The organism is Amycolatopsis sp. NBRC 101858 (assembly GCF_030269325.1).
Lineage (GTDB): Bacteria > Actinomycetota > Actinomycetes > Mycobacteriales > Pseudonocardiaceae > Amycolatopsis > Amycolatopsis ponsaeliensis.
In genome coordinates, this window is the sequence record NZ_BSTD01000003.1 from 573,296 (window position 1) to 597,967 (window position 24,672).

Here is a 24,672-nt window from a genome sequence, read left to right on the forward strand (position 1 = left end):
ATGGAATCCCTGACCGCCGACTTCTACGACTTCGAAGCGCTGCTCCCGGACGACGAGCACAAGCTGCTCGTCCAGGCCCGCGAGTTCATGCAGCACGACGTCAAGCCGCTGGTGAACGAAAACTGGGAAGCCGGAACCTTCCCGAAGGAGCTGATCGGGCTGTTCCGCGAGAGCGGCCTCGCCGGCCTGCCCTACGAGGGCTACGGCGAGCACAAGCCCGCCGTCAGCCACCTGCTCACCGGCATGATGGCGATGGAGATGAGCCGCACCGACGCTTCCGTCGCGACGTTCTTCGGTGTCCACAACGGACTCGCGATGTACTCGATCCACAGCGGCGGCAGCCAGGAGCAGCGGGACCGCTGGCTCCCGGAGATGGCGGCGATGGACAAGATCGGCGCGTTCGCGATGACCGAGCCGCTTGGCGGATCCGACGTGGCCGGTGGCATGCGCACCACCGCCAAGCGCGACGGCGACACCTGGATCCTCGACGGCGCCAAGAAGTGGATCGGCAACGCGACCTTCGCCGACTACGTCGTGGTGTGGGCGCGGGACGTCGACGACAACCACGTCAAGGGTTTCGTCGTCGAGAAGGGCACGCCGGGGTTCGTGCCGGAGAAGATCCAGGGCAAGACCGCGTTCCGGATCGTCGAGAACGCCGAGATCACCCTGACCGGCGTCCGCGTGCCGGAGGCGAACCGCCTGCAGGGCATCAACGGCTTCCGCGACGTCGCGGAGATCCTGCGCGCCACGCGCGGCGGCGTCGCGTGGCAGGCGCTCGGTGTGATGATCGGCGCCTACGAAGCCGCGCTGGCCTACGCCCAGGAGCGCAAGCAGTTCGGCCGGCCGATCGCCCGCTTCCAGCTGGTGCAGGACCTGCTCGTGAAGAGCCTCGGCAACATCACCGCGTCGTGGGGCATGCTCGTGCAGCTCGCCCGGCTGCAGGACGCCGGGATCTTCAAGGACGAGCACTCGTCGCTGGCCAAGGCGTTCGTCACCTCGCGGATGCGTGAGGTCGTCGCGTGGAGCCGGGAGATCCTCGGTGGCAACGGAATCGTGCTCGGCTACGACGTCGCGCGGTTCTTCGCCGACGCCGAAGCGATCTACTCCTTCGAGGGCACGCGCGAGATGAACACCCTGATCGTCGGGAAGGCGATCACGGGACAGTCCGCGTTCGTCTGATCGCTCAGTTCACGCAGCCGGCGGCCGTACTGGTCGCCGGCTGCTTCGCGGTCGACGACGGCGGGGTGGACGTCTGCGCCACCGGCTTGACGCCGCCGCTCGTGTCGTCGCCCGAGGCCTGGACCGCCGGCGTGCTGATCGCCGTCCGGATGAACTGCTGGACCTGCGCCGGGTCGACCTTCACCGCGTCGCCGTCGGACGGCGTGGACAGCGAGAGGCTCTGCACCGGGATCGTGGCGAACGCGATCGCCCCGGAGCTCATCCCCCGCAGCTGCTGCGCGAAGCTCAGCACGTCCCAGCCGCGGTCCAGCACCACGGCCCCCTGAACCGCGCTGACCAGCGAGTTCAGCTTCGACACGTCGGTGAACGTGCCCGCGCTCAGCACCTTCTTCGCCATCCCGGACAGGAACGCCTGCTGCCGCGCGATCCGGTCGAGGTCGCCGTTGGCCAGGCCGTGGCGCTGGCGGACGAACGCGAGCGCCTGCGCGCCGGAGAGCGTCTGCGGGCCGGCCGGGAAGTCCGCGCCGGAGTAGCTGTCGTGCACCGGCGCCTTGAGGCAGACCTCGACGCCGCCGACGGCCTGCGACAGCGCGTCGAAGCCGGCGAGGTTGATGGCCGCGTAGTGGTTGATCGTCAGCCCGGTGAACTTCTCGACCGTCTGGATCGCGGTCTTCGCGCCGGCCTCGTTCGCCGCCACCTCCAGCTGCGCGCCGGACAGGCCCTGGGCCCGCAAGCCGGACATCGCGGCGTTCTTGCCGCGGCTGTACGCCGAGTTGATCTTGTGCTTGCCGTAGCCGCCCGCGATGTCCACATAGGAGTCACGCGGGATCGAGATCGCCGTCGCCGCCGCGCCGCCGGCCGGGATGTGGACCACGATCATCGTGTCGGTGGTGTCGCCACCGGTGTCACCGCTTCCGGCGTGCAGCGCGTCGAGCACGTTCTGCGGCAACGGGTTGCCGTACGCGTCGGTGCGCGCGTCGATCCCGACGAGCAGGATGTTCTGGGCGACCTTGAGCGGTTCCCCCGGCGGGGTGTCGTCGTCGTTCACCTGCGCCGCGGGCGGGATGACGTCGGCGGTGACGAGGCCGTCGTCGAGCTTGCTCAGCTGCGACCAGGCGTACCCGGTGGCGCCGAGCACCAGCGCCGACACGACGCCGAGCGCGACCCGCACGCCGATGCGACGCCCCCGGGACGACAGCAGCACGACACTTCCCCTTGCTTCCCTGTGGTGAACCTCCGACCCCGCCTTCGAGGATCACCGGGTTAGCTGGGAATCAGCTGAGAAACTTGTTGAAAGCTCGTGACGTTGCCCGATCGGCCGAGCTGAATCGAGCCGATCGGCCGAGATCGCGACGGAAAGTACCGGCGCGCACACGAGAACGTGCTGTGGCCGTGGCCACAACCGGCGCTAGCGCGGCAGCCGGCGCCAGAGCACGCGCGGCAGCAAGCGCATTCCGAAGAACACCGGACGGAGTACCCCGGGCACCCAGACGACCCCGCGGCGCTTGCGCAGCGCGGCGACGGTCGCGTCGGCCACCTGGTCCGGCGTGCTCGAAAACGGCGCCGGGCTCATGCCCTCCGTCATCCGCCCGATGACGAAACCGGGGCGGACGAGCAGCAGGTGGACACCCGAGCCCGGCAGCGCGTCGGCGAGGCCGCTCGCGAAGCCGTCGAGACCGGCCTTCGCCGAGCCGTAGACGTAGTTGGCGCGCCGCACGCGCACGCCGGCGACGGACGAGAACACGACGAGGCTGCCGTGCCCCTGGGCGCGGAGCAGGTTCGCGGCGTGGGTCAGCACGCCGACCTGGGCGACGTAGTCCGTGTGGACGATCGCGGTGGCGTGGGTGGCGTCTTCTTCGGCGCGCGCCTGGTCGCCGAGGATGCCGAAGGCGAGCACGACGACGTCCAGGGGCCCGTGCCCGGCGGCGACCTTCTCCAGGAAGGGCCCGTGGGCGGCGAGGTCGTCGGCGTCGAACTCGGCCGTCTCGACGGTCTCGGCCCCGGCTTCGCGCAGGGTGGCCGTGGCGGCGGTGAGGTCCGCGCCCGGGCGGGCGGCCAGCACGAACCGCCGGTGGTCCCCGGCCAGGCGTTGCGCCACGGCCAGGCCGATCTCACTGCGTCCGCCGAGTACCAGCACCGTTCCGCTCACGCGGGCAGTCTTCCAGCCCCCGGTGCGCTAGCGTGCCCGGGTGGGCCACGCTCCGGATTTCGAGACGGTCGTCGCGCGGCACCGGCGGGAGATCCAGGTGCACTGCTACCGGATGCTCGGCTCGCTGAGCGATGCCGAAGACCTCGCCCAGGAGACCTTCCTGCGCGCGTGGAAGGCGCGGGAGCAGTTCGAGGGCCGGGCGAGCGTGCGGACCTGGCTGTACCGGATCGCGACCAACGCCTGCCTCGACGTCCTCGCCCGGCGGCCGCGGCGGGTGCTGCCCGACCAGCTCGGGCCCGCCGGCGAGCCCGACGGGCCCCTCTCGGCCGCCGACCTGCCGTGGCTCGAGCCCGTCCCGGACCGGTTGCTGGACGAGGCCGGGCCGGACGCCGTCGTCGTCGAGCGGGAGACCATCGAGCTCGCCTACCTCGCCGCCGTCCAGTACCTGCCCCCGCGGCAGCGGGCGGCGCTCGTCCTGCGGGACGTCCTCGGCTGGTCGGCCAAGGAGACCGCGGACCTGCTGGAGACCAGCGTCGCGTCGGCGAACAGTGCCCTGCAGCGCGCCCGGGCGACGCTGCGTGAACGACTGCCCGCGCGCCGTGCCGAGTGGACGGCCGGCGACGCGACGGCTCAGGAAACCGCGCTGCTCAAGCAGTTCATCGCGGCTTACGAGCAAGGCGACCCCCAGGCGGTCGCCCGGCTGCTGCACGCCGAGGCGCGCGCGGTCATGCCGCCCTACGAGCTGTGGTTCGCGAGCGCGGCGTCGATCGTCCGGGCGTTGTCGCTGTCGCTCGACCCCGCGTCCCCGCACTGCGTCGGCCGCTTCCGGATGCGGCCGACGCGCGCCAACCGCCAGCCCGCCGTGGCGACCTGGCTCCGGCGCCCGGGCGCGGACGAGTACCGCTGGTTCGGGGTGTCCCTGCTGACGATCGAGCAGGGGCTGATCACCGGCCTGGCCGCCTTCGAGTCCGTCCCGGCGGCGGTCTGGGGCCTGCCGGAGACCTGGCACGACGAGTGAGCACGATGACCTCGGGTGGCCCCGTCCGGCATCGCGCACCGATGGGCGGCGCACGCATTCGGTAGTGCATCGCTCACCCGTGAAGGGCGTGAAAAAGCCCGGGCGGGTGATTCACGGGGAATCACCCGCCCGGGCGCACACCATCCGGAAAGAAATTCTTCCGATTTCGGTGTTCGGCTTTTCCTGGCCGCCGGGAAGAGGTCACCGGGCGGCGGGTCAGGCTACTCGGTGCCGCTGCGGCGCGGTGCGCGTCAACCGGCGTCGGTCCTCGGCGGTGGTCCCGCCGAAAACACCGTGGTCCAGGCCGTTGTCGAGCGCGTAGCCCAGGCATTCGGCGCGCACCGGGCAGCGCGCGCACACGGCCTTGGCCTGCGCGGCCTGCCGGGCGCCGGGGCCCATCGCGGAGATCGGGAAGAACAGTTCCGGGTCCTCGTCCTTGCAGGCCGCGAGTTCCGCCCAGCCCGTCATCGTGGCTTCCATTTCCTTCGTTCACCTCCCTCTGCTTCTACTGTTTCCCATTGTCATGGCGCGTCAACCGACTTGACCGCAGTGGACGCGCGAGCGTATCCGCGTCGGTCAAGGGGGTTTTGGCTTCGGTCCCCGGCTCACCCTCCGGGCAACCAAGACTGCAACACATGAGAGTACGCCTTCCTTCCCGGGATCTCGATGTCGATCACGTCACCCGATCGGCGTGAGCACGCTCCGATGCGGCCACGCGACGTGCGCCGGCCGCCCGGGCTTTCCCGGCCCCGCGCGGCTTTCCCGGCCGGGGTGCGGCAGGCCACGGCCGCCGGGCCGGTGTCCGGAATCCGCCGTTCGCGCCCTCTGCGCCGTTCGCCGGACCCGCACCGGCCGCCAGGTGCTTGATCAAAAGGGTCATCGGGGCCGGGTACCCGAGATGCCCGCACCCATTCGTCACCGGTCGTCACCATCCGGAGCAGGCCATTACTCCCATCGAGCAGTCTTGATCGAATCGTTACACGTAGCGGTCACCTCAGCGCACTTGTTCCAGTGGAGGCGAGGGGTGGTGAGGGGTCCGTGTGGGCTGACGACGATTTCGACGCGTTCTTCCGCGCCGACTTCCCCCCGCTCGTGGCGTTCCTGTGCAAGGCCGGGTTCGAGGCCGAGCTGGCCCGCGAGATCGCCACCGAGGCGATGCTGCACGCGCTGGAGGCTTGGCCGACCCCCGAAGACCCGCGGGCCTGGGTCCGCCGCGTCGCCGGGCGGCTGCTCGACGCCGTCGGCGAAACGCCCGCGGACCGGGCCGGCGACCCGCAGGACGACGAGAAGCTGGCCGCCCTGGTCGACCAGCACGCGGGATTCATCGACCTGCTCGCCTCCCTCCCCGGCCAGCAGCGGATGGTCCTCGCCTGGTCCCTCGACGGCTTCACGCCCACACAGATCGCGACGGCGCTGCGTGTCGCCCCCGCGACCGTCCGCTCCAACCTCCGCCACGTGCGGGAACGCCTCAGGCGCCACCGGGCCGCACGACCCGGCGACCAGCGGGACAGGGAAGGGTGAGCACCATGCCGGCAACCGAGTACGGGGACCCCGCGACCACGGAGCTGCTGCGGGAGTCCAACGCCGCGCTGCACGACTCGCTGCGCGTCGGCCTCGACGTGGAGGGCACCCTGCTCCGGGTGCGCAGCCGCGCCCTCGTCCGGGAGATAGCCGCGGCGCAGCCCCCGGAAGCCTTCCCCTCGCACTGGCGGCGGCACGACGAGCCGGTCGCCGACGCGATCGCCGGTGACCACGCCGCGACCGCCCGCCTGCTCGCCACCATCCGGCCGCTGGTGGTGCGCTACTGCCGCGCCCGCGTCGGCCGCCACGAGCGGTCGTTCGCCTCGGCCGACGACGTCGCCCAGGAGGTGTGCGTGGCCGTGCTGACCGCGCTGCCGTCCTACCGCGACCAGGGCCGCCCGTTCCTCGCGTTCGTCTACGGCATCGCCCAGCACAAGGTCGCCGACGCGCACCGCGCCGCGGCCCGCAACCGCGCCGACCCGGTCCCCGAAGTCCCCGACGGCGTGTCCGAAGCGGACGGCCCGGAGCAGCACGCCCTGCGGTTCGAGCTGAACGAACGCCTCGCGCGGCTGCTGGACGTGCTGCCGGCCAAGCAGCGCGAGATCGTCGTGCTGCGGGTGGTCGTCGGGCTGTCGGCGGAGGAGACGGCCGCGGCGGTGGGCTCGACGCCCGGCGCGGTGCGCGTCGCCCAGCACCGCGCGCTGGCGCGGCTGCGCAGGCTGCTGACCGGCGAAGAAGACTGACCGGCTACCGCAGGTCCGCGACGCCGGGAACGACCACGCCGTACAGGTCGGCGATGGTCGCCAAGGCGCCGTGGTGCAGCTCCGCGGCGGTCACCTCGGCGACCGGGGTCGCCAGCGGCCGGGTGGCGCAGGCATCGGCGACGACGGTCGGGCGGTTGCCGCGCAGGAACGCGCCCTCGGCGGTGAACGTGACGCACATGTTCGTCATGAACCCGGCGACGACCACGTCCTCGTACCCGGCGGCGTCGACCCGCTCGCCGAGCTCGGTGCCCACGAAGGCGTTCGGCACCTTCTTGACCACCACCGCCTCGCCGTCCGCGGGCGCGACGGCCGGGTGGATGCCGCCGATCTCGGCCCGCACGTCGTACGGCGTGCCTTCGCCGCCGTCGTTGACGACGTGGATCACGGTCGTCCCGGCGGCGCGGGCCGCCGCGAGCAGGTCTCGGGCCGCGGCCAGCGCGGGCCGCCACCCCGCCAGCTCCATGACACCGCGGGTGTAGGTGTTCTGGTAGTCGACCAGGATCAGCGTCGAGCCGGCCAGTGCGGCCGGGGTCCCGTCGAGCCCGTTCAGCTCACGCAACGTCGTCCTCGCCATGTTCGGGTGTCCTTTCGCGGTGTTCGCCCGGCTCGCCCGGGCACCACCGACGCTAAGCTCGACCGGAAGTGTCGGCAATGACATGCTCGACGCAGAAACCGACACGGAACGGAACGTGATGGAGCACCCCGAGCGGCTGGTCGTGGTCGTCCTCTTCGACCGGGTCGACCTGCTCGACGTGACCGGCCCCGCCGAGGTTTTCTCGCTGCTGCACCGGGAACTGGACCGTCCCTCGGGCTACCGCGTGCTCCTCGCCGCCGAGACGCCGGACCCGGTGACCACCTCCGCCGGGGTGCGTGTGCTGCCCGACATCACCTTCGAGGACCTGGCCGGCACGCCGATCGACAGCCTGGTCGTGCCGGGCGCGGTGACCGTCGGGGCGAACCGGGAGATCGTCGCCCGGTGCGACCCGGCCGTGGTCGAGACCGTGCGCAAGCTGGCCGGCCAGGCCCGCCGGGTGGCGTCCGTCTGCGTCGGGGCGCACCTGCTGGCGGCCGCCGGGCTGCTCGACGGCAAGCGCGCCACCACGCACTGGTCCACCGCCCGGCAGCTCGCCGCGGACCACCCCGGGGTCACCGTCGACGCCGACCCGATCTTCATCCGCGACGGCAGCGTGTGGACCGGGGCCGGGCTGAGTGCCTGCCTGGACCTCGCCCTGGCGCTGGTCGCGGACGACTTCGGGCCCGGGCCGGCGTCCCGGGTCGCCCGCCAGCTCGTCATGTTCCTCCGGCGACCGGGCGGGCAGAGCCAGTTCAGCGTGGGCATCGAACCGGCGTCGGCGACCCGGCGCGTCGACGAGCTGCGCCAGTACATCGCCGCCCACCTCGCCGACGCGCTCACGGTGACCGAGCTCGCCGCCCGGGTCCACCTGACCGACCGGCAGATCACGCGCGTGTTCAAGGCCGAGCTGGGCATGACGCCCGCCGCCTACGTCGAGCACGCGCGGGTCGAGGCGGCCCGCCAGCGGCTGGAAACCACCGACGACACGCTCTCGCGCATCGCCGGTACCTGCGGGTTCGGCACGGTGTCCACGCTGACCCGGGCGTTCCGCCGGACGGTGAACACGACGCCGGGCGAGTACCGCGAGCGGTTCCGGGTCGAACCGGCCTAGCGCCGCACGCTGTCCAGGACGAACTCCTCCAGCGCCGCCGCCGGTCCCTCCTGGGATTCCCGCGACAGCAACATGAACTCGATCTCGCCGGGCTCGGGCAGGCCGTCGAGCTCGACGAGGTCGGCGGGCACCAGGCTGCGCGCGTGCAGGGTGACACCGAGCCCGGCCGCCGCCGCGGCCCGCAGGCCGGTGAGGCTCGACGTCTGGCACGCGGCCCGCCACTCCAGCCCGGCGCGTTCGAGGCACTCCACGGCGAGCTGCCGCGTGATCGAGGGCATCGGGTACTGCACCAGCGGCACCGGCTGGCCGGGCTCCAGCACCGTCGCCGCCGAGCCGATCCAGACCAGCGGCTCCCGCCAGAGCAGCCGGCCGTGGTGCGCGCCCGGGCGGCGCTTGCCCAGCACCAGGTCCAGCTGGCCGGCACGCAGCCGCTGCGCGAGGACGTCCGAGAGCTCGACGGTCAGCTCGACGTCCACCAGCGGGTGGCTGCGGCGCAGCCGGTGCAGGATCTCCGGCAGCTCGCCGAGCGCGAAGTCCTCCGAGACGCCGAAGCGCACGCGGCCACGCAGCTCGGCGCCGCGGAAGTGCCGCTCGGCCCGCTCTTCGGTGTCGACGATCGTCTGGGCGAACCCCAGCATCGCCTGCCCGCGCGCGGTGAGCTCGACGGTGTGGGTGTCGCGGGCGAAGAGCAGCCCGCCCGAGTCGCGCTCGAGGCGCCGGACGTGCTGGCTGACCGTCGGCTGGCCGACCCCCAGCCGCCGCGCGGCCGCGGTGAAGCTGCGCGTCTCGGCGACGGCGAGGAACGAACGGCACAGGCGTGGGTCCAGCACCCGGCCACTTTATCGCGATCCGCGATGACAGTCAGTCCGGTCATCGGGGTTCACAATGAGCGCGCGGTCGCCGAGAATTGCCGTGGAAGGAGATCCATGTCCCGGTTACGTCTCGACCCGTTCGTCGTCGCCATCCTCGCCACCGTCGGGATCGCCACGCTGCTGCCCGCCTCGGGCGTCGTCGCCGACGGTTTCGGCACGGCCACCACGATCGCCGTCGGGTTGCTGTTCTTCCTTTACGGCGCCCGGTTGTCCACCCAGGAAGCCGTCGACGGGCTGCGGCACTGGCGGCTGCACGCGGTCGTGCTGGCTGCGACGTTCGTCCTCTTCCCGCTGCTCGGCCTGGCGCTGTTCCTGCTGCCGTCGTCGGTGCTGCCCGCCCAGCTCGCCGCCGGCGTGCTGTTCCTGGCCGTGCTGCCTTCGACCGTGCAGTCGTCGATCGCGTTCACCTCGATCGCCCGCGGCAACGTCGCGGCGGCGATCTGCAGCGCGTCGCTGTCCAACCTGGCCGGGATCGTGCTGACGCCGTTGCTGGTGGCGCTGCTGCTGTCCGGGGACGGCGCCGGTGTCGACGGGTCGGCCGTGCTCGGGATCGTGCTGCAGCTGCTGGCGCCGTTCGTCGCGGGCCAGCTCGCGCGGCGCTGGATCGGCGACTGGATCACGCGGAATTCGGCGCCGCTCAAGCTGTTCGACCGCGGGTCGATCCTGCTCGTCGTCTACACGGCGTTCAGCGCGGGCATGGTCGAGGGCATCTGGCACCGGCTCGACGTCGGGCACCTGCTGGTGCTCGTGCTGCTGTGCTGCGTACTGCTCGCGGCGGTGCTGGGCGCGACCGGCTGGGGCGCCCGGCTGCTGGGCTTCGCCCGCGCCGACCGGATCACGATCGTGTTCTGCGGGTCGAAGAAGAGCCTGGCGAGCGGGCTGCCGATGGCGACGGTGCTGTTCGGGCACGCACAGGTGGGGCTGATCGTGCTGCCGCTGATGCTGTTCCACCAGATCCAGCTGATCGTGTGCGCGACGCTGGCCCGCCGGTACGCGCTTTCGGCGTCGCCGGAACTCGTGCCCGCCTGACCGATGAGTTTCCCGGGCGGCCGCAGTCGGTACCGGTGATCCCTACCGGAAGGCGGCACCCATGGCCAAGGTCCTCTACCACATCACGATGTCCCTCGACGGCTTCGTCGCCGGCGTGGGCGACGACATGACGTGGCTGTCCGGCCTGCCCGCCGGGCCGAACCCGCTCGCCGAGCGGCTGCTCGGCGAGATCGGGGCGATCGTGATGGGGCACAACACGTACGCACCGGCGACGGCGGCCGAGGGCAAGGTGTACGGCGGCCGCTGGGAGGGCCCGATCTTCGTGGTGACCCGCTCGGCCGCGCCTTCGCCGGGCTTCACCCTGGTCGACGACCTGGGCAAAGCGGTGACAGCGGCATCGTCGGCGGCGGGCGACGGGTACGTCGCGGTGCTGGGCGCCACGACGGCCCGACGCTGCCTGGAAGCCGGTCTGCTGGACGAGGTGCTGGTGCACGTGGCCCCGATCCTCCTCGGCGACGGCGTCCGGCTGTTCGACCACCCGGGCGGCACCCGGGTGCGGCTCGAGCCCCTGGAGCTGAGCAGCACCGGGCCGATCGGCACGTTCTGGTACCGGGTCGCGTGAGTCACCGGCCTTCGTCAGCGCGCAGCTCCGCACCGTGGCGGTGTTTCACCGTCCACTGTGTACAGGCAGTTGCCGAAGACGGTGTAGCCCTGGAAGACCACGCTGCCCGTGCTCAGCGCCGGCTGCGGGAAGTGGACGCGGTGGTCCTCGGCCGCGGTCGGGCCGTCGCCGGCGCCGGTCGTCCAGGCGGCGCAGGCCACCTGCGTGACCGACGGCAACGGCTTCTGCACCGTGACGCACAGCCTCGGCAAGGTGCCGGAGGCGGTCGTGGTCTCGCCGAACACGCCGAGCGCGTTCAACGGGTTCGTGCTCAACACGGTGCTGGGCTCCGCCACCGCGACCACGTTCCAGGTGCGGGCGATGTTCTCGCAGACCACTCCGAAGGCGTTCGGCCAGATCTGGTTCACCTACGCGGCTTACGGTTCGGCGGCGCCGCCCACCACGACGCCCCAGACGACACCACCGCCGACCACCACGACCACGGCACCGCCGCCGACCACCCAGACCGGCGGCGGAACCTGAGTGGAATCCGCACCCTCACCGCGGCTTGGGCGACGGCTTCCGCAGTTCCTCGGCGAAAATCGCGTCCACGCGCCGGTTCGCGCGGCGCAGGACCCTTGCCGCCGCGCGGATCACGTACCCGACTGCGAACGTGAACAGCAACGCCAGGCCGATGGCCGCGAGGTTCGCCACGAGCGCCTCCCGGTACTGGTGTGCCAGGTAGCCCATGCCCGCCCCGGCGATGACCGCGTCCAGCAGCGCCAGCCGGAGTGCGTGCGGAGCGTGCCGGGAGGCTCGCGGTGCCGTGACCATCGACCACCCTCCCGCCGTTCCGTTCAGCGGCGACGCCCTTGCAACGTAGACGAGCTTGGGCCGGTCGGTGGCCACTTCAACCTGTTTGGCCTACCGGATCTCCCCGGATGGCCGCTGTGATAACTTGAAGCGAACTGAGTCTTCTGTGCGAACGCAAATCCGGGGGCGGTAGCTCAGTTGGTTAGAGCAGGGGACTCATAATCCCTTGGCCGCGGGTTCGAGCCCCGCCCGCCCCACCCGATCGGCCTGATCTTGCTCGGTGCTGACGCACCTTCGCCAGCATCGGGTGGTGATCACTCCCGGGGGACAACCCCCGGACCCCCGGCACGTGGTGGTTGCGTTGGCATGTCCGCTGCGGGTCCACATAGGACGTCAGCGGGCTCGGTCGTAGACCGAGGCCGTCTCGCCCAGCTCGCCCGCTTCGTGGTGGGCCAGCCGCCACTTCGTCGCCGGGAGACCGTCGTCGAACAGCCTGGGCCCGCCGCCCGCGATCTCCGGGCAGACCATCAAATACAGCCGGTCGACCAGGTCCGCTGCCAGCAACGCCTTGATGACGCTCGCACTGCTGTTGACCAGAATGTCACCCGATCCGGTGGACTTCAGGTCCGCGACGACCTCCGCGGCCGGGGCGTTCACCACCCGCGTGCGCTCCCACGGCACCTCGGTCAACGTCGTCGAGAACACCACCTTTTCCGCGCCCACCAGCCACTTCGCGTAACCGCGGTCACGCGGGTCGGCGTTCTCGTCGGCGGCGACCGCCGGCCAGAAACCCAGGAAACCCTCCGCGTTGCGACGCCCGAGCACCGCCGTCGTCGCACCCTCCCGGATACGCGCCAGGTGACGCCGCGCGACCTCGGTCGTCGCGTACGAAACGATCGCGCCCATGTCGCCGGGCCCGCCCGGGCCGTGGTAACGCCCGTCGAGCGTGAGGCTCAGGTTCGCGGTGACCCTGCGCTCGCTCATGGTGATCAGCCCTTTCCTTCGGTGAGCACGTCGGTGAGGTGGTCGAGCACCTGGTCCCAGCCGGTTTCGAGACCGGCGATGGCGGCAGCGGCCCCGACCGTCGTCGCGGTGACGCGCAGGCCCAGCCGCAGCCGGGTCCCGCCGGGCACCGACGCGAGCTCGAGGTCGTAGTGCCCGGTGAAGGACGCCTCGCCGGTCACCGCGAGGTCGAACGCGAGCCGCCCGGGCTCCGCCGCGAGCCGGACCCACCCTTCGGCGTGGTACTCGCCGTCGGCGTCGCGGTAGGCGAGCACCGCACGTCCGCCGGGCCGCGGCTCGAGGACGCAGGCGGTGACCGTCATCGACGGCGGAACCCACCACGACGCCAGCAGCGCCGGGTCGGTCCAGTGCCGCCAGACGAGATCCCGCGGCACCGCCAGCAGCCGCTCGAACGCGAACTCCCGCCCGTCCGCCCACAAGTCGCGATCCGCCGCCGCGGACTCCGCGTCGACGGCCGCGCGGTACCGCGCGACGACGTCCCGCTCGCCCTGGTGCGCTTCGGTCGCCTTCGCCAGCTCCGCCAGCCGGCCCGCGAACGCCGCCAGCGGCTCGGATTCGAGGGCGTAGACGCGACGCTGCCCCAGCGGGAACACGGTGACGAGCCCGGCGCGGGCGAGGGTCTGGAGGTGCTTGGAGGTCTGCGGCTGCCGCAGGCCGGTCAGCTCGGCCAGCTCCCCGACCGACCGGGGACGCTCGGCGAGCAGCTCGACGAGGCGCCACCGCGCCGCGTCCCCCAGTGCTGCCGCGATTCCGTCCACAGCCATTCCGTCCACAACACGGAGTATTCAGATCACAGAATATTCATGTCAAGGAATATCACTCAGGGACTTTCCGAGGCCACCCAGCGCAGTCCGTAGGCGTAACCCAGCTGTGGCGCGGTGAACTCCTGCGCCACCTCGCACGCGCCGTCGAGGGAAAGCGCCGGGCCCGGCTTGGCCGGGTCGGCGAGCACCGAGGGCGGGACCCGGTCCACGCGCCACACCGTCCACGGCAGCCGCTGGGGGTCGAACCGGACCCGCACGGTGAACGACTCGCACGTCACCAGCGGTACGAACGTGTACGACGGCCGGATGGGCAGGCCGTCCCGGATCCGGATGACCAGGGCGTAGGTGTGGGTGTCGCCGCGCGCCAGGGGCCGCGGGAGGTCGAGCAGCCAGCGGAAGTGCCGCTGCCCCATCCGCTGGGCGTCGGTGATCCGGACGCCCTGCTGGGCGTCGGCGGCCACCCGCCGTTCGCCGTCGCCGCCGTCCTCGACGCGGGGCACGGTGAACTGCGCGGAGATCCGGCTCAGCCCGTCGCGCGTCGCGACGATCTGCCGTTCCTCGATCAGCTCCGGCTCGGCGGTGTCCAGCCGCAGGATCGCCCGGAGCCGCTTGACGAACCAGCCCTGGTCGGGATCGTCGGGCACCCCGTCGCCGGGGCGCAGGCCGGCTTCGATCTCGGCGGCCAGGCGCACGAACGACCGGTCGATCCGGCGCCGGGCCGTGCGGTCGGACACCCGCAACCGGTCGGCGAGGACCCCGACGCGGTCGCTGAGCAACGCGTGCTGCGCGCCGGGGGCGATGCCGAGCGCGACGTTGACCGCGAGCTGGTCGTCGGCCGGGAATTCGGCGATCGCGGCGGAAATGGCGTCGCGCAGGACGCGCCGCGCTTCGCGGTCGTTGGCCGTCCGGTGAATTTCACACCAGCCGGAAACGAGCGGCCCGAGCCGGCTCCGCAGCCGTTCGGTTTCCAATCCCCAGCCGCGGCGCAAAGTGGTGAGTTCGCGGAGCAACCCGTCCTCGTATGCCATGGGATTTCGATTGTGACACGCGGACTTCCGCGCGATCGGCGGTGCGGGCTGCGCCGATCAGGTGATTCCCGGGTGGCCAGCCGCTGGCCAGTTCCGGCGTGATTCGGCCAGGCGGCGGCCTTTTCCTGTTCCTCCGCTGACCGACCATTTCCCCGTCGACGACATCGGGGAGGACGAGTTGCTCGACACCACCTTTCCGGCCGCCGTCGCGGACGTCCGGCAGCTGGCCCGCGACGGCCGGCTCGCGGACTCGGCGGCGGCCGCCCCGCCCGGCGAACTCGCCCGCCTGCGCGGCGCGGTCTACAGCATCGCCTGGCCACTGGTCTTCGCCCGGATCACCAAGCCGCTGGAGCGGCAGCGCCGGCACCCGGACTGCGCCCGCGGGCTCGAATGGCTGCGGCCCGACTGCCTCGACCGGTTCCACGACGACGTCGAAGCCGTCGTCGAGCACGCTTTGCGGCGCGCGACGGACCCGATCGACAACTTCGACGGCTGGCTGGCGACCCGGCTGAGCCCGGCGACGGTCGACGCGCACCGGCGGCGGCGCGGCGAGATCGGGGCCCTGCAACGGCCTCGCCTGCCGGCCTGGCTGGGCGAGGCCCTCGGCGGCGACCCGTGGCTGTGCGACCTCGCCGTCCAGATCCTGGTGTGGGCCGGGGTGCCGGCGACCGCGGGTGCCGAGCTGTGGCCGCTGGACGGCTGGGGGGCGCGCCGCGCCGAGGTCACCGGGGCGCCGCCGGGCGGCCACGACACGCGCGACACGCTCGACCGCGAGGTGCGGACGGTCCTGGCCGCCATGGGCACCAAGCCGAAGTGGTACGCCGAGCACGTCGAGCGCCCGCTGGGGCACAAGCGGGCACCGGTGGCGCCGATGCCGGCGGACAGCGCGGCCGAGCCGGCCCCACTGCGGCTCGTGGGCCCCGAGGAGACCGACGACGCCCGGCTCGCGGCCCGGGCCGAGCAGGCACTGCGCGCGATCGAGAGGCGGCTGGACCGCGGCGAGGACCCGCCGACGGCGGTCGCGACGGTGGTCCGGCGAGTGTTCGGATCGGGCGGAGACGCGCTCGACCGATTGCCGCACAACGGATCCGCCCGCGACGATTGGTTAGCCACGGCTCTCGCCGACGAGGCCCGGCTCGACCGGATCGTGACGACGGTCTTGGCTGTCCTCGGCCGCTGAGCCCGGGTTCGGGTGCCGAGGGGGCCGGCTGGAGCTGACCGCATCCTCGGGCGCCCAGCGGGGTTGCCCGTACCGAGCGGGCCCGACAGCATCGGCCAGCTCCCGGCAACCGGCCGGTGGGCGCGGTCCCGCATCCCGGCCGTGGGCCGCCGAACGCGGGTGCGCGCATGCGGGCCCGACGACATCGCCCGGGTCCCCCGCCGCCGGGCGCGATCCCGCGTCGCGGCTTTCCTCTACCGCTGTGCGCAGGCGGGCGTCCAGCTCTTCGAACAGCACCTCCGGCGGGCAGCCGGCCGCTCGGGCCCGGGTCTCGGCCGATACCAGCTCGGCCAGCAACACCTCGCGCACCGCCACTCGGGTTGCGCGCGGGAGTCTTGTGGGCGGGACAGCTGATCCGGCCACCCCGGCCTCCTTTCACCCGGTGCCGGGTTCGGCCGGCCCAGCCTTCCCCTGACGGACGGCCGACCGCCGTCAACGCCACCACGACGGCGGGGGCACCGGCAGCCGCAGCGGGCGGCCGGTGTGGCGGCCCGCCCAGGAGTCGGCGAGCCTGCGGGTCAGCGCTACCGGCCCGAGCAGGCTGTCCTCCCACACCGGGGTCAGCTCGCCGGCCCGGCGCAGCATCGTTTCGGCCGTGGCGCAGAAGGAAATGATCGCCGCGACGGCGGCGTCGGCCCGCGCGAACGGCCAGGCGACCGCGGCTCCGGGCAGGCCCGCCGGCATGGCCAGGCCGGGGCCGGCGGTGCAGGTGCGGGCCAGCTGGACGGCGAGGTCGAACTCGGCCGCTTCGGCGTGGTGCTGCCGGGCCCGCCAGCGAGGCGAGGCCCCCGCGGCGTGCAGCCCGGCGAGCCGGGCGGCGACCAGCCCGTCCCACACCGCCATGAGCACCCCTCGCGTGTCGGCCGGGTGCGCGCCGGCGAGCTCGAGGGTGACGGCGCTGAGCCAGGCACAAGGGTCCTTGACTTGACGATCGACGGCGACGGTCACGGCAGACAGTCTCGCACCGGAATCCACGTCCGACCGCAAGTTGATCATGGTTCGCGGCAGGACCACCCGGTCGGTGGCGAACCGTTGAGCGGCTGGGTCATTCCTTCGGGCACTGCGCGTGACCAAACAGTTACGACTGTGCCATCATGTCGGCGCTCAGTGCCGAGCACGCCCCCTTCGTTTTCCCTCTCCGAAAGGCCGTCGCAGCGTGATCAAGACCAGCAAGAGCCGGGCCGGCACCCAGCGAGTGACGTTCAGCCTCCCCGCCGGGGCACCACCCGGGCGCGTGAGCGTGGTGGGATCGTTCAACGACTGGACGCCGGGCCGCCACCACCTGACGACCCGCTCCAACGGCCGCCGGTCGGCGTCGGTGGACGTGGCGCCGGGCACCGTGATCCAGTTCCGCTACCTCGGCGAGAACGGCCTGTGGTTCGACGACCCCGACCTGCCGGACCGCGCGGACGGCAACTGCGTCTACTCGACGAACTGAGACGAACCGAGACGAACCGAGGGGTTCAGGACTTCCGGCGCGGCTTCCCGCGCTTCGGAGCGCCGCCACCCCGCCGGGCCGGCTTGCCGGCCGACTTCGCGACCGCCGGCTTCCGCTCCGGGCGCTTCTTCTCCGCCTGCGCGGGCTGGCGGCCGCGCGTGCTGTTGACCGTGCGGCCGCGGACGATGCCGATGAACGTCTCCATCAGGTCCGTCGTCTCGTCCTCGAGCCACGACAGCGCCACGCTCGACTGGGGCGCGTCGGTCACCGTCCGGTAGGTCAGGTCGCGGCGGTGGTGGAGGCGGGCCAGGGACTGCGGGACCACCAGCACCCCCACCCCCGCGGCCACCAGCTCGATCGCGTCCGCCGTCGTCTCGGGGCGCGAGACCGCCGCCCGGCCCGGGAGCGCGGACCACTCGATCGTGTCATCCAGCGGCGAAAGCACGACCTCGTCGGCCAAGTCCGCTGTGGACACTTCGTCCGCCGCCGCGACGACGTGGTCCTTGGCGACGACCACGACCGTCGTCTCCGTGTAGAGCGGGATCGCGTGGAGGCCGTCACGGTCGATCGGGGACCGCAGCAGCGCCGCATCCGCGCCCTGCGCCCGGAGCAGCTCCGTCGCGTCGGCCGCGGCGACCGGGACCAGCTCCAGCGGGACGTCCGGCTGCCGCTCGGCCCACGTCCGCACCCACTTGGCGGGCGTCGCGCCGGGGACGTACGCGAGACGGAACGAGGTCACCGGGTCAGGCTACCGGGCGGGGCGCTGGCTACCCTGGACGGCATGACGTCGCACAAGACCACCCAGACGATGAAGCCCGCGACGGCGGCGAAGAAGCTGGGTGTGTACCTCGAAGCCACGCCCCCGGAGTTCCAGGAGGGCGTCGTCTCGCGCGACGAGCTGAACGCGCTGCAGGCCGAGCCGCCCGAGTGGCTGCGCGAGCTGCGCCGCACCGGCCCGCACCCGCGGCCGGTCGTCGCGGCGAAGCTGGGCGTCTCGATCGGCGGCCTCAGCCGCGGCGGGATCACCGAGGCGCTCACCACCGAGCAGATCGACGCGCTGAAGACCGAGAACCCCGACTGGCTGGTGCGGGAACGCGCCACCCAAGCCGAGGTGCGCAAGGAAACCGTGCGGGTCAAGGAGAAGGAGCACTGACCACGCTCGAGGAGGCGCAGCGCCTCGACGCCGCGGACGAGCTGGCCGCGTTCCGCGACCGCTTCGTCCCGATCACCGACCCCGGCGTCGTCGCCTACCTCGACGGGAACTCGCTGGGCCGTCCCCTGCGCGCGACGGCCGAACGGCTGCAGGAGCTCGTCGCCGACCAGTGGGGCGCCCGGCTGATCCGGTCCTGGGAAGAGCGCTGGCTCGACCTCCCCGAGCGGATCGGCGACGAGCTGGGCCGCGTCGCGCTCGGCGCGGCGCCCGGCCAGACCATCGTCGCCGACTCGACGTCCGTGTGCCTGTACAAGACGCTGCGGGCGGCGGCCGCGCTCCGGCCGGGGCGCGCCGAGATCGTCACCGACTCCGCCAACTTCCCCACCGACCGGTTCCTCGTCGAGAGCGTCGCCGCCGAACTCGGCCACACCGTGCGGTGGATCGAAGGCGGTGACGTCCGCGCCGAGGACGTCGCCGCGGTCACCGGGCCGCGCACCGCGGCCGTCGTGCTGTCCCATGTGGACTACCGCAGCGCCGCGATCGCGGACCTCACGGGCATCACGCGGCTGGTGCACGACCGCGGCGCGCTCACCGTCTGGGACCTCTGCCACAGCGTCGGCTCGATCCCGGTCGAGCTGGACGCCGGCGGCGCCGACTTCGCCGTCGGCTGCACGTACAAGTTCCTCAACGCCGGGCCCGGCGCGCCCGCCTTCCTCTACGTGAACTCGCGCCACCACGCGGAGTTCGGGCAGCCGATCACCGGCTGGATGGGCGCGGCCGACACGTTCGGCATGGCCGAGCACTACGTGCCCGCACCCGGCATCCGCCGCGCGCTGTCCGGCACGCCGCCGGTGCTCGGCATGGTGGGCGTCCAGGAAGGCGTCGCGCTGCTGGCCGAAGCCGGGATCGAGCGCGTGCGCGCCAAGGCCGTCGCGCTGGGGCGGTGGGTGCTCGATCTCGCCGACGAGTGGCTCGTCCCGCTCGGCTTCACGGTGGCCTCGCCGCGCGAGGACGCCCGCCGCGGCGGCCACGTCACCCTGCGCCACCCGGACGCCGAACGGCTTTCCCGGGTGCTCATCGAGAACGGCGTGCTGATCGACTTCCGCCGTCCGGACGGCATCCGCGTCGGATTGAGCCCGCTGACCACCGGGTTCACCGAGGTCCGCGCGGCCATGGACCGCATCCGCGAACTCGCCGCCTGACTCGCACCGCGTCGGCAGCGGCCGGCGTCGCGCCAGATAGTAGCCAAGTACTTAGTAGCCATGTACTGTATCTGGCATGAGCACTCCGGGGCACCTGGTCTGGCGACTGTCGATGAAGTGGCGGGTGGCCGTCGACCGCGCACTGGCCCCGGTCGGCCTGACGCACGCCCAGTACGTCTTCCTGTCCTCGCTCTTCGGCCTGGAGCGCGCCGGAACGACGCCGAGCCAGCGGGAACTCGCCGACCACACCGGGCTCGAGGCGCTCTACGTCTCGAAGCTGGCGCGCTCGCTCGACGCCGGCGGTCTCGTCGAACGCACCCGCGACGCCGCGGACACGCGCACCGTCCGGCTGGCCCTCACCGATCGCGGCCGCGACGTCGTCGAGCCCGCGATCGCGACCGTGGCCGACCTGCTCGACCGGCTCCTCGCGCCCCTCGGCGGCCGGGACGGCGACCGCACCGCGGCGCTGGCACGCGAGCTCACCCTCCTCCTCGACACCCCCCTGGATCCCTGAAGGGACAAGACATGACCCTGCACTTCGAAGAGACCGGATCCGGCACCCCGATCGTCTTCCTGCACGGCAACCCCGGCTCGTCGCACGGCTGGCGCCTCGTCCTCCCCCACGTCGGCGGCGGCCGGCTGCTCGCGCCCGACCTCATCGGCATGGGCCGCTCCCCCAAGCCCGACATCGGCTACTCCTTCGCCGACCACGCCCGCCACCTCGACGCCTGGTTCGACGAACTCGGCCTGGACGACGTCGTCCTCGTCGGCCACGACTGGGGTGGCGCGCTCGCCTTCGACCACGCCGCCCGGCACCCGGGCCGCGTCCGCGGGATCGCGTTCTTCGAGACCATCCTCAAGCCGATGGCCTGGGACGACCTGTCGCCCCAGGCGGCCGAGCGGTCGCGCAAGATCCGCACGCCGGGCGTCGGCGAGGAAATGGTGCTGGAGCAGAACCTGTTCGTGCGGCAGGCGTTCACCGGCGGGGTGCGCACACCGGTGGCGGATCTCGAGCCGTACCTCGCGCCGTTCCCCACGCCCGAGAGCCGCCGCCCGATCCTCGCCTGGGCGCGGCAGCTGCCGCTCGGCGGCGAGCCGGCCGAGCTGATCCCCCGCATCGAGGCCTACGACGAGTGGCTGAAGACCAGCACCGGCACGCCGAAGCTGCTCATGACCTTCGAAGGCTCGCCCACGCTGCTCATCGGCGAACAGCTGGTGCGGTGGTGCGAAGGGAACGTCGCCGCGCTCGACGTCGTCGCCTGCGGGGAAGCCGGGCACCACGCCCAGGAGGACCGGCCGAAGGAGATCGGCACCGAGATCTCGGCGTGGCTGGACCGGCACGCCCTCCGGTGAGTCAGCGGTGCCGCAGCGGCGGGGTCGCGTCCAGGCCGAGGACGCGGGCCGCGACCCACGCGAGCGCGTCGGCCGTGCGGGCCGGGGTGTCCGACGGCTGCATGACGTGGCTGAGCACCGTGCGGACCACGACGTCGATGACCGCCGTGAGCTGCTCGTCGGTGAGGTCGGGCCGGTAGGCCGGCACGCGCGTGGCGAGCATCGCCTTCGCCTGCTTCAGCAGTGAGCCCGCCTGGGTCGTGAGCAGCGGGAGGAGCTCGTGCGCGGTGCCGTGCGTCGCGGACGCGATCGCCTGCAGCAGGAGGTTGTCGTCGGCGAGCTCGAGCACCGCGCGGACGGCTTCGTAGAACGCCTCGACGAGGTCGTCCGGGTACCGCTCGAAAGCCGTGTCGACGACCGAGAGGAACCGGGCGAGCTCGTGCGCGACCATCGCCTCGGCCAGCGCGGTCTTGGAGCCGATCTCGTTGTAGACGGTCTGGCGGCTGACCCCGACGACCTCGGCCAGGCGGGCCATCGTGACCGACGACCACCCCGACCGGGCGGTCAGCTCGATCGCCGCGGTGATGATCGGCTGCCGGTGCTGACCACCTTCGGGCGCCGCCGGAAGTGCCGCACTCATGGTCGCCATCCTAAGCCGCGCCCGCGAAGGCCAGCGCCTCCGCCCACGCTGCCCGCCCCGCGATGCGGCGGCGGTACTTCATGATCTCGCGCGGCCGGTCGACGGTCAGCGCGCCGGCGATCCGGTCGCCGCGGCGGTACAACGTCACCCCGCCCGCGGACACCACCTCGTCGGCGCGCGGGGTGCCGACGAACTGGATCCGGTGGCCGTACCAGTCGGACCAGAAGTACGGCACGGCTGCCAGCGCCCGCGCCGCCGCCGGGTCGAGCGCGTGCCGGGCGGCGGCCGCACCCTGCTCGGCCGCGTTCGTCCAGTGCTCGAGCCGCATCGGCTCGCCGTCGAAGAGCGGGTTCGCGACGTGCGCGACGTCGCCCGCCGCGTAGACGCCCGGCACTCCGGCGGACAGCGTCGCATCGCACACCACACCGCGGTCACGCTCGTGCAGCGTCAGCCCGCTGTCCTCGAGCCACCCGGTGGCCGGGGCCGCGCCGATGCCGGCGACCACGAGGTCCGCAGGGAGGACCTCGCCAGTGGAGAGCCGGACGCCGCCCCCGTCGACGGCGGTGACCTCGGTGGCGAGCCGCAGGTCGGTGCCGGCCGCGTGGTGCAGCCCGGCCAGCTCCGCCCCGGCCACCTCGCCGACGGCGCGGGCGAGCGGGACGGCCGAGGCTTCCACGATCGTCACCGGCAGGCCGCGCTTGCGGGCCGCCGACGCGACTTCCGAGCCGATGAACCCGGCGCCGACCACGACGGTGCGGGCGCCGTCGTCCAGTGCGGCGCGCACCGCGACGGCGTCTTCGGCGGTGCGCAGCGTGCGCGCTCCGGGGAGCCGGCGTGCGGTCGCGCCGGTGGCGATGACGAGGGCGTCGTACCCCACGGCCGCGCCCGCGACCATCACTTCGCACGCGTCGGTGTCGAGGCTCTCGGCCGGTGTGCCCAGCATCAGTTCGACGCCGAGTTCGTCCCGCAGCACGGTTTCCGGGTGGAACGGCCGGACGTGATCCGGGCCGCCGGCGTCCAGGAACGCCTTCGACAGCGGCGGCCGGTCGTAGGGCAGGTGCTCCTCGGCGCCGACCAGCACGATCCGGCCGCGGTAGCCGGTGCGGCGCGCGGACTCCACCGCGCGCAGCCCGGCCAGCGACGCACCGACGACGACCAGCGTCATGTCAGCTTCAGGGCGAGCACGGGACAGGAGTCGACCGCCGCGGCGACGTCGGTCCGGTGTTCCTCGCCGGGGCGCTCGTCGAGCACCACGACCGTGCCGTCGTCGCCCACCTCGAAGAAGTCCGGCGCCATCGCCTCGCACATGCCGAGGCCGTCGCACTTGCCGCGGTCCGCTTCGATCCGCATCACGCACCCACCCGGCCCGGCGCGACGAAGTCGACCTTCTCGCGCACGCCGCAGTCCGGGCAGCACCACGAGTCCGGGATCGCCGACCACGGCGTGCCGGCCGGGAAGCCCTCGCGCGGGTCGCCGAGCTTCTCGTCGTAGACGTAGCCGCAGCCCGGGCACATGCCGCCCTCGCTGGCGTCGCCGTGGGTGTCGGCCCGGTCCTCGGCCGCGGTGACGCGGGTGCCGTAGCGCGCGAGGATCTTGTCGCGCTTGCCCGGCTGGAGGTTGGCCCGGGAGAGATCGCCGTCGAAGTGGGCTAGCACCCGCGGGTCCATCACGCGGCGCCACACCGGCGGGATCAGCGCGAGCACGATCATCCCGGCGTACCCGGTGGGCAGCACCGGCGACTCGGCGAAGTCGCGCAGCGTCTGGTAGCGCCGGGTGGGGTTGGCGTGGTGGTCGCTGTGCCGCTGCAGGTGGTAGAGCAGGACGTTGGTGGCGATGTTGTTGGAGTTCCAGCTGTGGCTGGGATCCACGCGCTCGTAGCGGCGCTTCCCGGGCGCGCCGACGCGCTGCCGCAGCATGCCGTAGTGCTCCATGTAGTTGACGACCTCGAGCAGCGAGAACCCGACGACGGCCTGGATCACCAGGTACGGCAGGACGCCCACGCCGAGCCACGCGATCATCGCGGCCCACAGCACGGCCGACATCAGCCAGGCGTTGAGGACGTCGTTGCCGAGGCGGTACGGGTGCTTGTCCCGGCGGGCGTAGCGCTTGCGCTCCAGGCGCCATGCGGACTTCAGCGAGCCGAAGACCGTGCGCGGCCAGAAGCGGTAGAAGCTTTCGCCGACGCGGCTGCTCGCCGGGTCCTCCGGCGTGGCCACGCGGACGTGGTGGCCGCGGTTGTGCTCGATGTAGAAGTGGCCGTAGAAGCTCTGCGCCAGCGCGATCTTCGACAGCCAGCGCTCGTGGCTTTCCTTCTTGTGGCCCAGTTCGTGCGCGGTGTTGATGCCGATCCCGCCGATGCAGCCGATGGAGATCGCGAGCCCGATCTTGTCGGCGACGCCCAGGCCGCCGTGCGCGACCAGCCAGAACGCCGCGGCGAAGCCGAGGTACTGCACGGGCAGGAAGGCGAAGGTGATCCAGCGGTAGTAGCGGTCGCGCTCCAGCCGTTCGAGGACGTCGTCGGGCGGGTTGCTGCGGTCCAGGCCGGCGACCAGGTCGATCAGCGGCACGATCACGAGGATCACGACGGGCCCGATCCAGAACCAGCCGGCCCAGCCGGTCGCCGCGTGCAGGCCGATGGCGAGGAACGCCAGGGACGGCACGACCAGGCCGATGAGCCACAGGTAGCGCTTGCGGTCGCGCCACCGCTCGGTCGACCCGGCGGGGATCGTTGCTCCGCTCATCACACCCTCCTTCGTTGGCTGGGTTTACAGAACGATAGGCGATGTCCATCGTGATTGACAAGAAGGGGTCTGATGTAAAGCCAGTTCCGGATCACCAGGACTCCGCGACCGCCTGGTCGTGACGAAGATCATCTCCAGTCGGAGCGGCACGCAGTGTTGCCGCCGGAGGACCGACAAAGGGGGCCGCGCAGGGCAGTCGCGGTGCCCGTTCTTTCCCGGCCCGCGGACCAAGGACACGCCAGGTCGGGTGAATTCACTTTCACCCGTTCGGCCCAGTGTGCAACCTCCGGAAATACCGCCCGAGCCCGTTACCAGAGGAAATGGGAGTAGTCGGCCCGACGCACTCGGTAAACACCGTTCGCGCTTCGCCGGACAACCGTCCGCAGGCCGGGTCAGCACCACCGCTCCTCACTGGTTCGTGGTAAAAAACGGACCCTGATCGATTCCGCGGCAACACGGAGGGTGAGGCGAAGACGGGTGACGGCGGCAGCTGTGTCCCATCGTCGTGTCCGCTTCCTCGTCCGGGTCCCCGTTTATCGC

General features: G+C 72.4%; 29 protein-coding genes and 1 tRNA gene. 15 read left to right on the plus strand and 15 right to left on the minus strand.

Annotated elements, in window-relative coordinates:
- Positions 1-1,179 (plus strand): acyl-CoA dehydrogenase family protein, encoded by a 1,179-nt coding sequence (locus QSK39_RS26165; protein ID WP_285480466.1) that lies wholly within the window; start codon positions 1-3, stop codon positions 1,177-1,179.
- Between the two features lie 4 nt (positions 1,180-1,183).
- On the opposite strand, the gene QSK39_RS26170 is transcribed toward QSK39_RS26165, so the two are convergent.
- A complete protein-coding gene (locus QSK39_RS26170) occupies positions 1,184-2,383 on the minus strand; it encodes an LCP family protein (protein WP_285480467.1) in 1,200 nt (399 codons plus the stop codon).
- 204 nt (positions 2,384-2,587) lie between these two features.
- On the minus strand, positions 2,588-3,328 hold the full coding sequence (dprE2, locus tag QSK39_RS26175; RefSeq protein ID WP_285480468.1) for a decaprenylphospho-beta-D-erythro-pentofuranosid-2-ulose 2-reductase: 741 nt from the start codon (positions 3,326-3,328) through the stop codon (positions 2,588-2,590).
- Between the two features lie 40 nt (positions 3,329-3,368).
- Between dprE2 and QSK39_RS26180 the strand changes: the two genes are divergently transcribed.
- Entirely contained in the window at positions 3,369-4,346 is a 978-nt protein-coding gene (locus QSK39_RS26180) for an RNA polymerase subunit sigma-70 (RefSeq protein WP_285480469.1), read from the plus strand.
- A 216-nt stretch (positions 4,347-4,562) separates the two neighbouring features.
- Here QSK39_RS26180 and QSK39_RS26185 read toward each other — a convergent pair whose 3' ends face one another.
- Complete coding sequence (locus QSK39_RS26185) at positions 4,563-4,826, minus strand: WhiB family transcriptional regulator (protein WP_285480470.1); 264 nt, start codon at positions 4,824-4,826, stop codon at positions 4,563-4,565.
- Positions 4,827-5,384: 558 nt separating this feature from the next.
- On the opposite strand from QSK39_RS26185, the gene QSK39_RS26190 reads away from it, so the two are divergent.
- Positions 5,385-5,867: an RNA polymerase sigma factor gene (locus QSK39_RS26190; protein WP_285480471.1), complete on the plus strand. Its 483-nt coding sequence runs from the start codon at positions 5,385-5,387 to the stop codon at positions 5,865-5,867.
- Positions 5,868-6,013: 146 nt separating this feature from the next.
- Positions 6,014-6,610, plus strand: a complete 597-nt coding sequence (gene shbA / locus QSK39_RS26195) for an RNA polymerase sigma factor ShbA (RefSeq protein WP_353051087.1) — start codon at positions 6,014-6,016, stop codon at positions 6,608-6,610.
- A 4-nt stretch (positions 6,611-6,614) separates the two neighbouring features.
- On the opposite strand, the gene QSK39_RS26200 is transcribed toward shbA, so the two are convergent.
- Complete coding sequence (locus QSK39_RS26200) at positions 6,615-7,205, minus strand: isochorismatase family protein (protein WP_285480473.1); 591 nt, start codon at positions 7,203-7,205, stop codon at positions 6,615-6,617.
- A gap of 82 nt (positions 7,206-7,287) precedes the next feature.
- Here QSK39_RS26200 and QSK39_RS26205 point away from each other — a divergent pair, with 82 nt between their 5' ends.
- Positions 7,288-8,316 carry a GlxA family transcriptional regulator gene (locus tag QSK39_RS26205; protein ID WP_285480474.1) on the plus strand — a complete coding sequence of 343 codons (1,029 nt, stop codon included), beginning with the start codon at positions 7,288-7,290 and terminating at the stop codon, positions 8,314-8,316.
- Here QSK39_RS26205 and QSK39_RS26210 read toward each other — a convergent pair.
- Complete coding sequence (locus QSK39_RS26210) at positions 8,313-9,146, minus strand: LysR substrate-binding domain-containing protein (RefSeq protein WP_285480475.1); 834 nt, start codon at positions 9,144-9,146, stop codon at positions 8,313-8,315. The two genes, QSK39_RS26205 and QSK39_RS26210, sit on opposite strands and share 4 nt — an antisense overlap.
- Before the next feature lie 96 nt (positions 9,147-9,242).
- On the opposite strand from QSK39_RS26210, the gene QSK39_RS26215 reads away from it, so the two are divergent.
- The 3 genes from QSK39_RS26215 to QSK39_RS26225 all read left to right on the plus strand — a co-directional run bounded on the left by QSK39_RS26215 (position 9,243) and on the right by QSK39_RS26225 (position 11,322).
- Positions 9,243-10,217 (plus strand): bile acid:sodium symporter family protein, encoded by a 975-nt coding sequence (locus QSK39_RS26215; protein WP_285480476.1) that lies wholly within the window; start codon positions 9,243-9,245, stop codon positions 10,215-10,217.
- Between the two features lie 61 nt (positions 10,218-10,278).
- Entirely contained in the window at positions 10,279-10,800 is a 522-nt protein-coding gene (locus QSK39_RS26220) for a dihydrofolate reductase family protein (RefSeq protein WP_285480477.1), read from the plus strand.
- Between the two features lie 108 nt (positions 10,801-10,908).
- Positions 10,909-11,322, plus strand: coding sequence for a hypothetical protein (locus QSK39_RS26225; protein WP_285480478.1), 414 nt, complete (start codon positions 10,909-10,911; stop codon positions 11,320-11,322).
- 15 nt (positions 11,323-11,337) lie between these two features.
- Here the strand turns inward: QSK39_RS26225 and QSK39_RS26230 are convergent, their stop codons facing one another.
- Positions 11,338-11,613, minus strand: coding sequence for a hypothetical protein (locus QSK39_RS26230; RefSeq protein ID WP_285480479.1), 276 nt, complete (start codon positions 11,611-11,613; stop codon positions 11,338-11,340).
- 162 nt (positions 11,614-11,775) lie between these two features.
- Here QSK39_RS26230 and QSK39_RS26235 point away from each other — a divergent pair.
- Positions 11,776-11,849 (plus strand) — tRNA-Ile (locus tag QSK39_RS26235).
- A gap of 136 nt (positions 11,850-11,985) precedes the next feature.
- Here the strand turns inward: QSK39_RS26235 and QSK39_RS26240 are convergent.
- The 3 genes from QSK39_RS26240 to QSK39_RS26250 all read right to left on the minus strand — a co-directional run bounded on the left by QSK39_RS26240 (position 11,986) and on the right by QSK39_RS26250 (position 14,407).
- Complete coding sequence (locus tag QSK39_RS26240; RefSeq protein ID WP_285480480.1) at positions 11,986-12,576, minus strand: dihydrofolate reductase family protein; 591 nt, start codon at positions 12,574-12,576, stop codon at positions 11,986-11,988.
- A gap of 5 nt (positions 12,577-12,581) precedes the next feature.
- Complete coding sequence (locus QSK39_RS26245) at positions 12,582-13,373, minus strand: metalloregulator ArsR/SmtB family transcription factor (RefSeq protein WP_285480913.1); 792 nt, start codon at positions 13,371-13,373, stop codon at positions 12,582-12,584.
- A gap of 62 nt (positions 13,374-13,435) precedes the next feature.
- Positions 13,436-14,407, minus strand: a complete 972-nt coding sequence (locus QSK39_RS26250) for a hypothetical protein (RefSeq protein ID WP_285480481.1) — start codon at positions 14,405-14,407, stop codon at positions 13,436-13,438.
- A 178-nt stretch (positions 14,408-14,585) separates the two neighbouring features.
- Between QSK39_RS26250 and QSK39_RS26255 the strand changes: the two genes are divergently transcribed.
- Positions 14,586-15,587, plus strand: coding sequence for a hypothetical protein (locus QSK39_RS26255; RefSeq protein WP_285480482.1), 1,002 nt, complete (start codon positions 14,586-14,588; stop codon positions 15,585-15,587).
- A 471-nt stretch (positions 15,588-16,058) separates the two neighbouring features.
- Here QSK39_RS26255 and QSK39_RS26260 read toward each other — a convergent pair whose 3' ends face one another.
- Positions 16,059-16,574: a hypothetical protein gene (locus QSK39_RS26260; protein ID WP_285480483.1), complete on the minus strand. Its 516-nt coding sequence runs from the start codon at positions 16,572-16,574 to the stop codon at positions 16,059-16,061.
- Between the two features lie 208 nt (positions 16,575-16,782).
- On the opposite strand from QSK39_RS26260, the gene QSK39_RS26265 reads away from it, so the two are divergent.
- Entirely contained in the window at positions 16,783-17,064 is a 282-nt protein-coding gene (locus tag QSK39_RS26265; RefSeq protein ID WP_285480484.1) for an early set domain-containing protein, read from the plus strand.
- A 25-nt stretch (positions 17,065-17,089) separates the two neighbouring features.
- Here QSK39_RS26265 and QSK39_RS26270 read toward each other — a convergent pair whose 3' ends face one another.
- Positions 17,090-17,803: a LysR substrate-binding domain-containing protein gene (locus tag QSK39_RS26270; RefSeq protein ID WP_285480485.1), complete on the minus strand. Its 714-nt coding sequence runs from the start codon at positions 17,801-17,803 to the stop codon at positions 17,090-17,092.
- A 42-nt stretch (positions 17,804-17,845) separates the two neighbouring features.
- Between QSK39_RS26270 and QSK39_RS26275 the strand changes: the two genes are divergently transcribed.
- The 4 genes from QSK39_RS26275 to QSK39_RS26290 all read left to right on the plus strand — a co-directional run bounded on the left by QSK39_RS26275 (position 17,846) and on the right by QSK39_RS26290 (position 20,772).
- Complete coding sequence (locus QSK39_RS26275) at positions 17,846-18,217, plus strand: DUF5997 family protein (protein WP_285480486.1); 372 nt, start codon at positions 17,846-17,848, stop codon at positions 18,215-18,217.
- The gene (locus tag QSK39_RS26280; RefSeq protein ID WP_285480914.1) at positions 18,214-19,419 is read left to right on the plus strand and encodes a kynureninase; all 1,206 of its coding nucleotides are present in this window, start codon (positions 18,214-18,216) and stop codon (positions 19,417-19,419) included. The genes QSK39_RS26275 and QSK39_RS26280 overlap by 4 nt, the downstream gene beginning before the upstream one ends.
- Before the next feature lie 76 nt (positions 19,420-19,495).
- On the plus strand, positions 19,496-19,933 hold the full coding sequence (locus QSK39_RS26285; RefSeq protein WP_285480487.1) for a MarR family winged helix-turn-helix transcriptional regulator: 438 nt from the start codon (positions 19,496-19,498) through the stop codon (positions 19,931-19,933).
- An 11-nt stretch (positions 19,934-19,944) separates the two neighbouring features.
- Positions 19,945-20,772, plus strand: coding sequence for a haloalkane dehalogenase (locus QSK39_RS26290; protein WP_285480488.1), 828 nt, complete (start codon positions 19,945-19,947; stop codon positions 20,770-20,772).
- 1 nt (position 20,773) lies between these two features.
- Here QSK39_RS26290 and QSK39_RS26295 read toward each other — a convergent pair whose 3' ends face one another.
- From QSK39_RS26295 to QSK39_RS26310, 4 genes are read right to left on the minus strand one after another with little or no spacing between them, the layout of a single operon-like run.
- Positions 20,774-21,400 (minus strand): TetR/AcrR family transcriptional regulator, encoded by a 627-nt coding sequence (locus QSK39_RS26295; RefSeq protein ID WP_285480489.1) that lies wholly within the window; start codon positions 21,398-21,400, stop codon positions 20,774-20,776.
- A gap of 1 nt (position 21,401) precedes the next feature.
- Positions 21,402-22,556, minus strand: a complete 1,155-nt coding sequence (locus QSK39_RS26300) for an NAD(P)/FAD-dependent oxidoreductase (RefSeq protein ID WP_285480490.1) — start codon at positions 22,554-22,556, stop codon at positions 21,402-21,404.
- Entirely contained in the window at positions 22,553-22,741 is a 189-nt protein-coding gene (locus QSK39_RS26305) for a ferredoxin (protein ID WP_284748710.1), read from the minus strand. The genes QSK39_RS26300 and QSK39_RS26305 overlap by 4 nt, the downstream gene beginning before the upstream one ends.
- Complete coding sequence (locus QSK39_RS26310; protein ID WP_285480491.1) at positions 22,741-24,132, minus strand: fatty acid desaturase; 1,392 nt, start codon at positions 24,130-24,132, stop codon at positions 22,741-22,743. The genes QSK39_RS26305 and QSK39_RS26310 overlap by 1 nt, the downstream gene beginning before the upstream one ends.
- Positions 24,133-24,672 lie beyond the last annotated feature (540 nt).

Excerpts from the sequence above, each read along its gene's own strand:
- QSK39_RS26165 (WP_285480466.1), top strand. The coding sequence starts at position 1 with ATGGAATCCCTGACCGCCGACTTCTACGACTTCGAAGCGCTGCTCCCG.
- QSK39_RS26185 (WP_285480470.1), bottom strand. The coding sequence starts at position 4,826 with ATGGAAGCCACGATGACGGGCTGGGCGGAACTCGCGGCCTGCAAGGAC.
- QSK39_RS26200 (WP_285480473.1), bottom strand. The coding sequence starts at position 7,205 with ATGGCGAGGACGACGTTGCGTGAGCTGAACGGGCTCGACGGGACCCCG.
- QSK39_RS26205 (WP_285480474.1), top strand. The coding sequence starts at position 7,288 with ATGCTCGACGCAGAAACCGACACGGAACGGAACGTGATGGAGCACCCC.
- QSK39_RS26215 (WP_285480476.1), top strand. The coding sequence starts at position 9,243 with ATGTCCCGGTTACGTCTCGACCCGTTCGTCGTCGCCATCCTCGCCACC.
- QSK39_RS26220 (WP_285480477.1), top strand. The coding sequence starts at position 10,279 with ATGGCCAAGGTCCTCTACCACATCACGATGTCCCTCGACGGCTTCGTC.
- QSK39_RS26230 (WP_285480479.1), bottom strand. The coding sequence starts at position 11,613 with ATGGTCACGGCACCGCGAGCCTCCCGGCACGCTCCGCACGCACTCCGG.
- QSK39_RS26240 (WP_285480480.1), bottom strand. The coding sequence starts at position 12,576 with ATGAGCGAGCGCAGGGTCACCGCGAACCTGAGCCTCACGCTCGACGGG.
- QSK39_RS26250 (WP_285480481.1), bottom strand. The coding sequence starts at position 14,407 with ATGGCATACGAGGACGGGTTGCTCCGCGAACTCACCACTTTGCGCCGC.
- QSK39_RS26275 (WP_285480486.1), top strand. The coding sequence starts at position 17,846 with ATGACGTCGCACAAGACCACCCAGACGATGAAGCCCGCGACGGCGGCG.
- QSK39_RS26285 (WP_285480487.1), top strand. The coding sequence starts at position 19,496 with ATGAGCACTCCGGGGCACCTGGTCTGGCGACTGTCGATGAAGTGGCGG.
- QSK39_RS26290 (WP_285480488.1), top strand. The coding sequence starts at position 19,945 with ATGACCCTGCACTTCGAAGAGACCGGATCCGGCACCCCGATCGTCTTC.
- QSK39_RS26295 (WP_285480489.1), bottom strand. The coding sequence starts at position 21,400 with ATGGCGACCATGAGTGCGGCACTTCCGGCGGCGCCCGAAGGTGGTCAG.
- QSK39_RS26300 (WP_285480490.1), bottom strand. The coding sequence starts at position 22,556 with ATGACGCTGGTCGTCGTCGGTGCGTCGCTGGCCGGGCTGCGCGCGGTG.
- QSK39_RS26305 (WP_284748710.1), bottom strand. The coding sequence starts at position 22,741 with ATGCGGATCGAAGCGGACCGCGGCAAGTGCGACGGCCTCGGCATGTGC.
- QSK39_RS26310 (WP_285480491.1), bottom strand. The coding sequence starts at position 24,132 with ATGAGCGGAGCAACGATCCCCGCCGGGTCGACCGAGCGGTGGCGCGAC.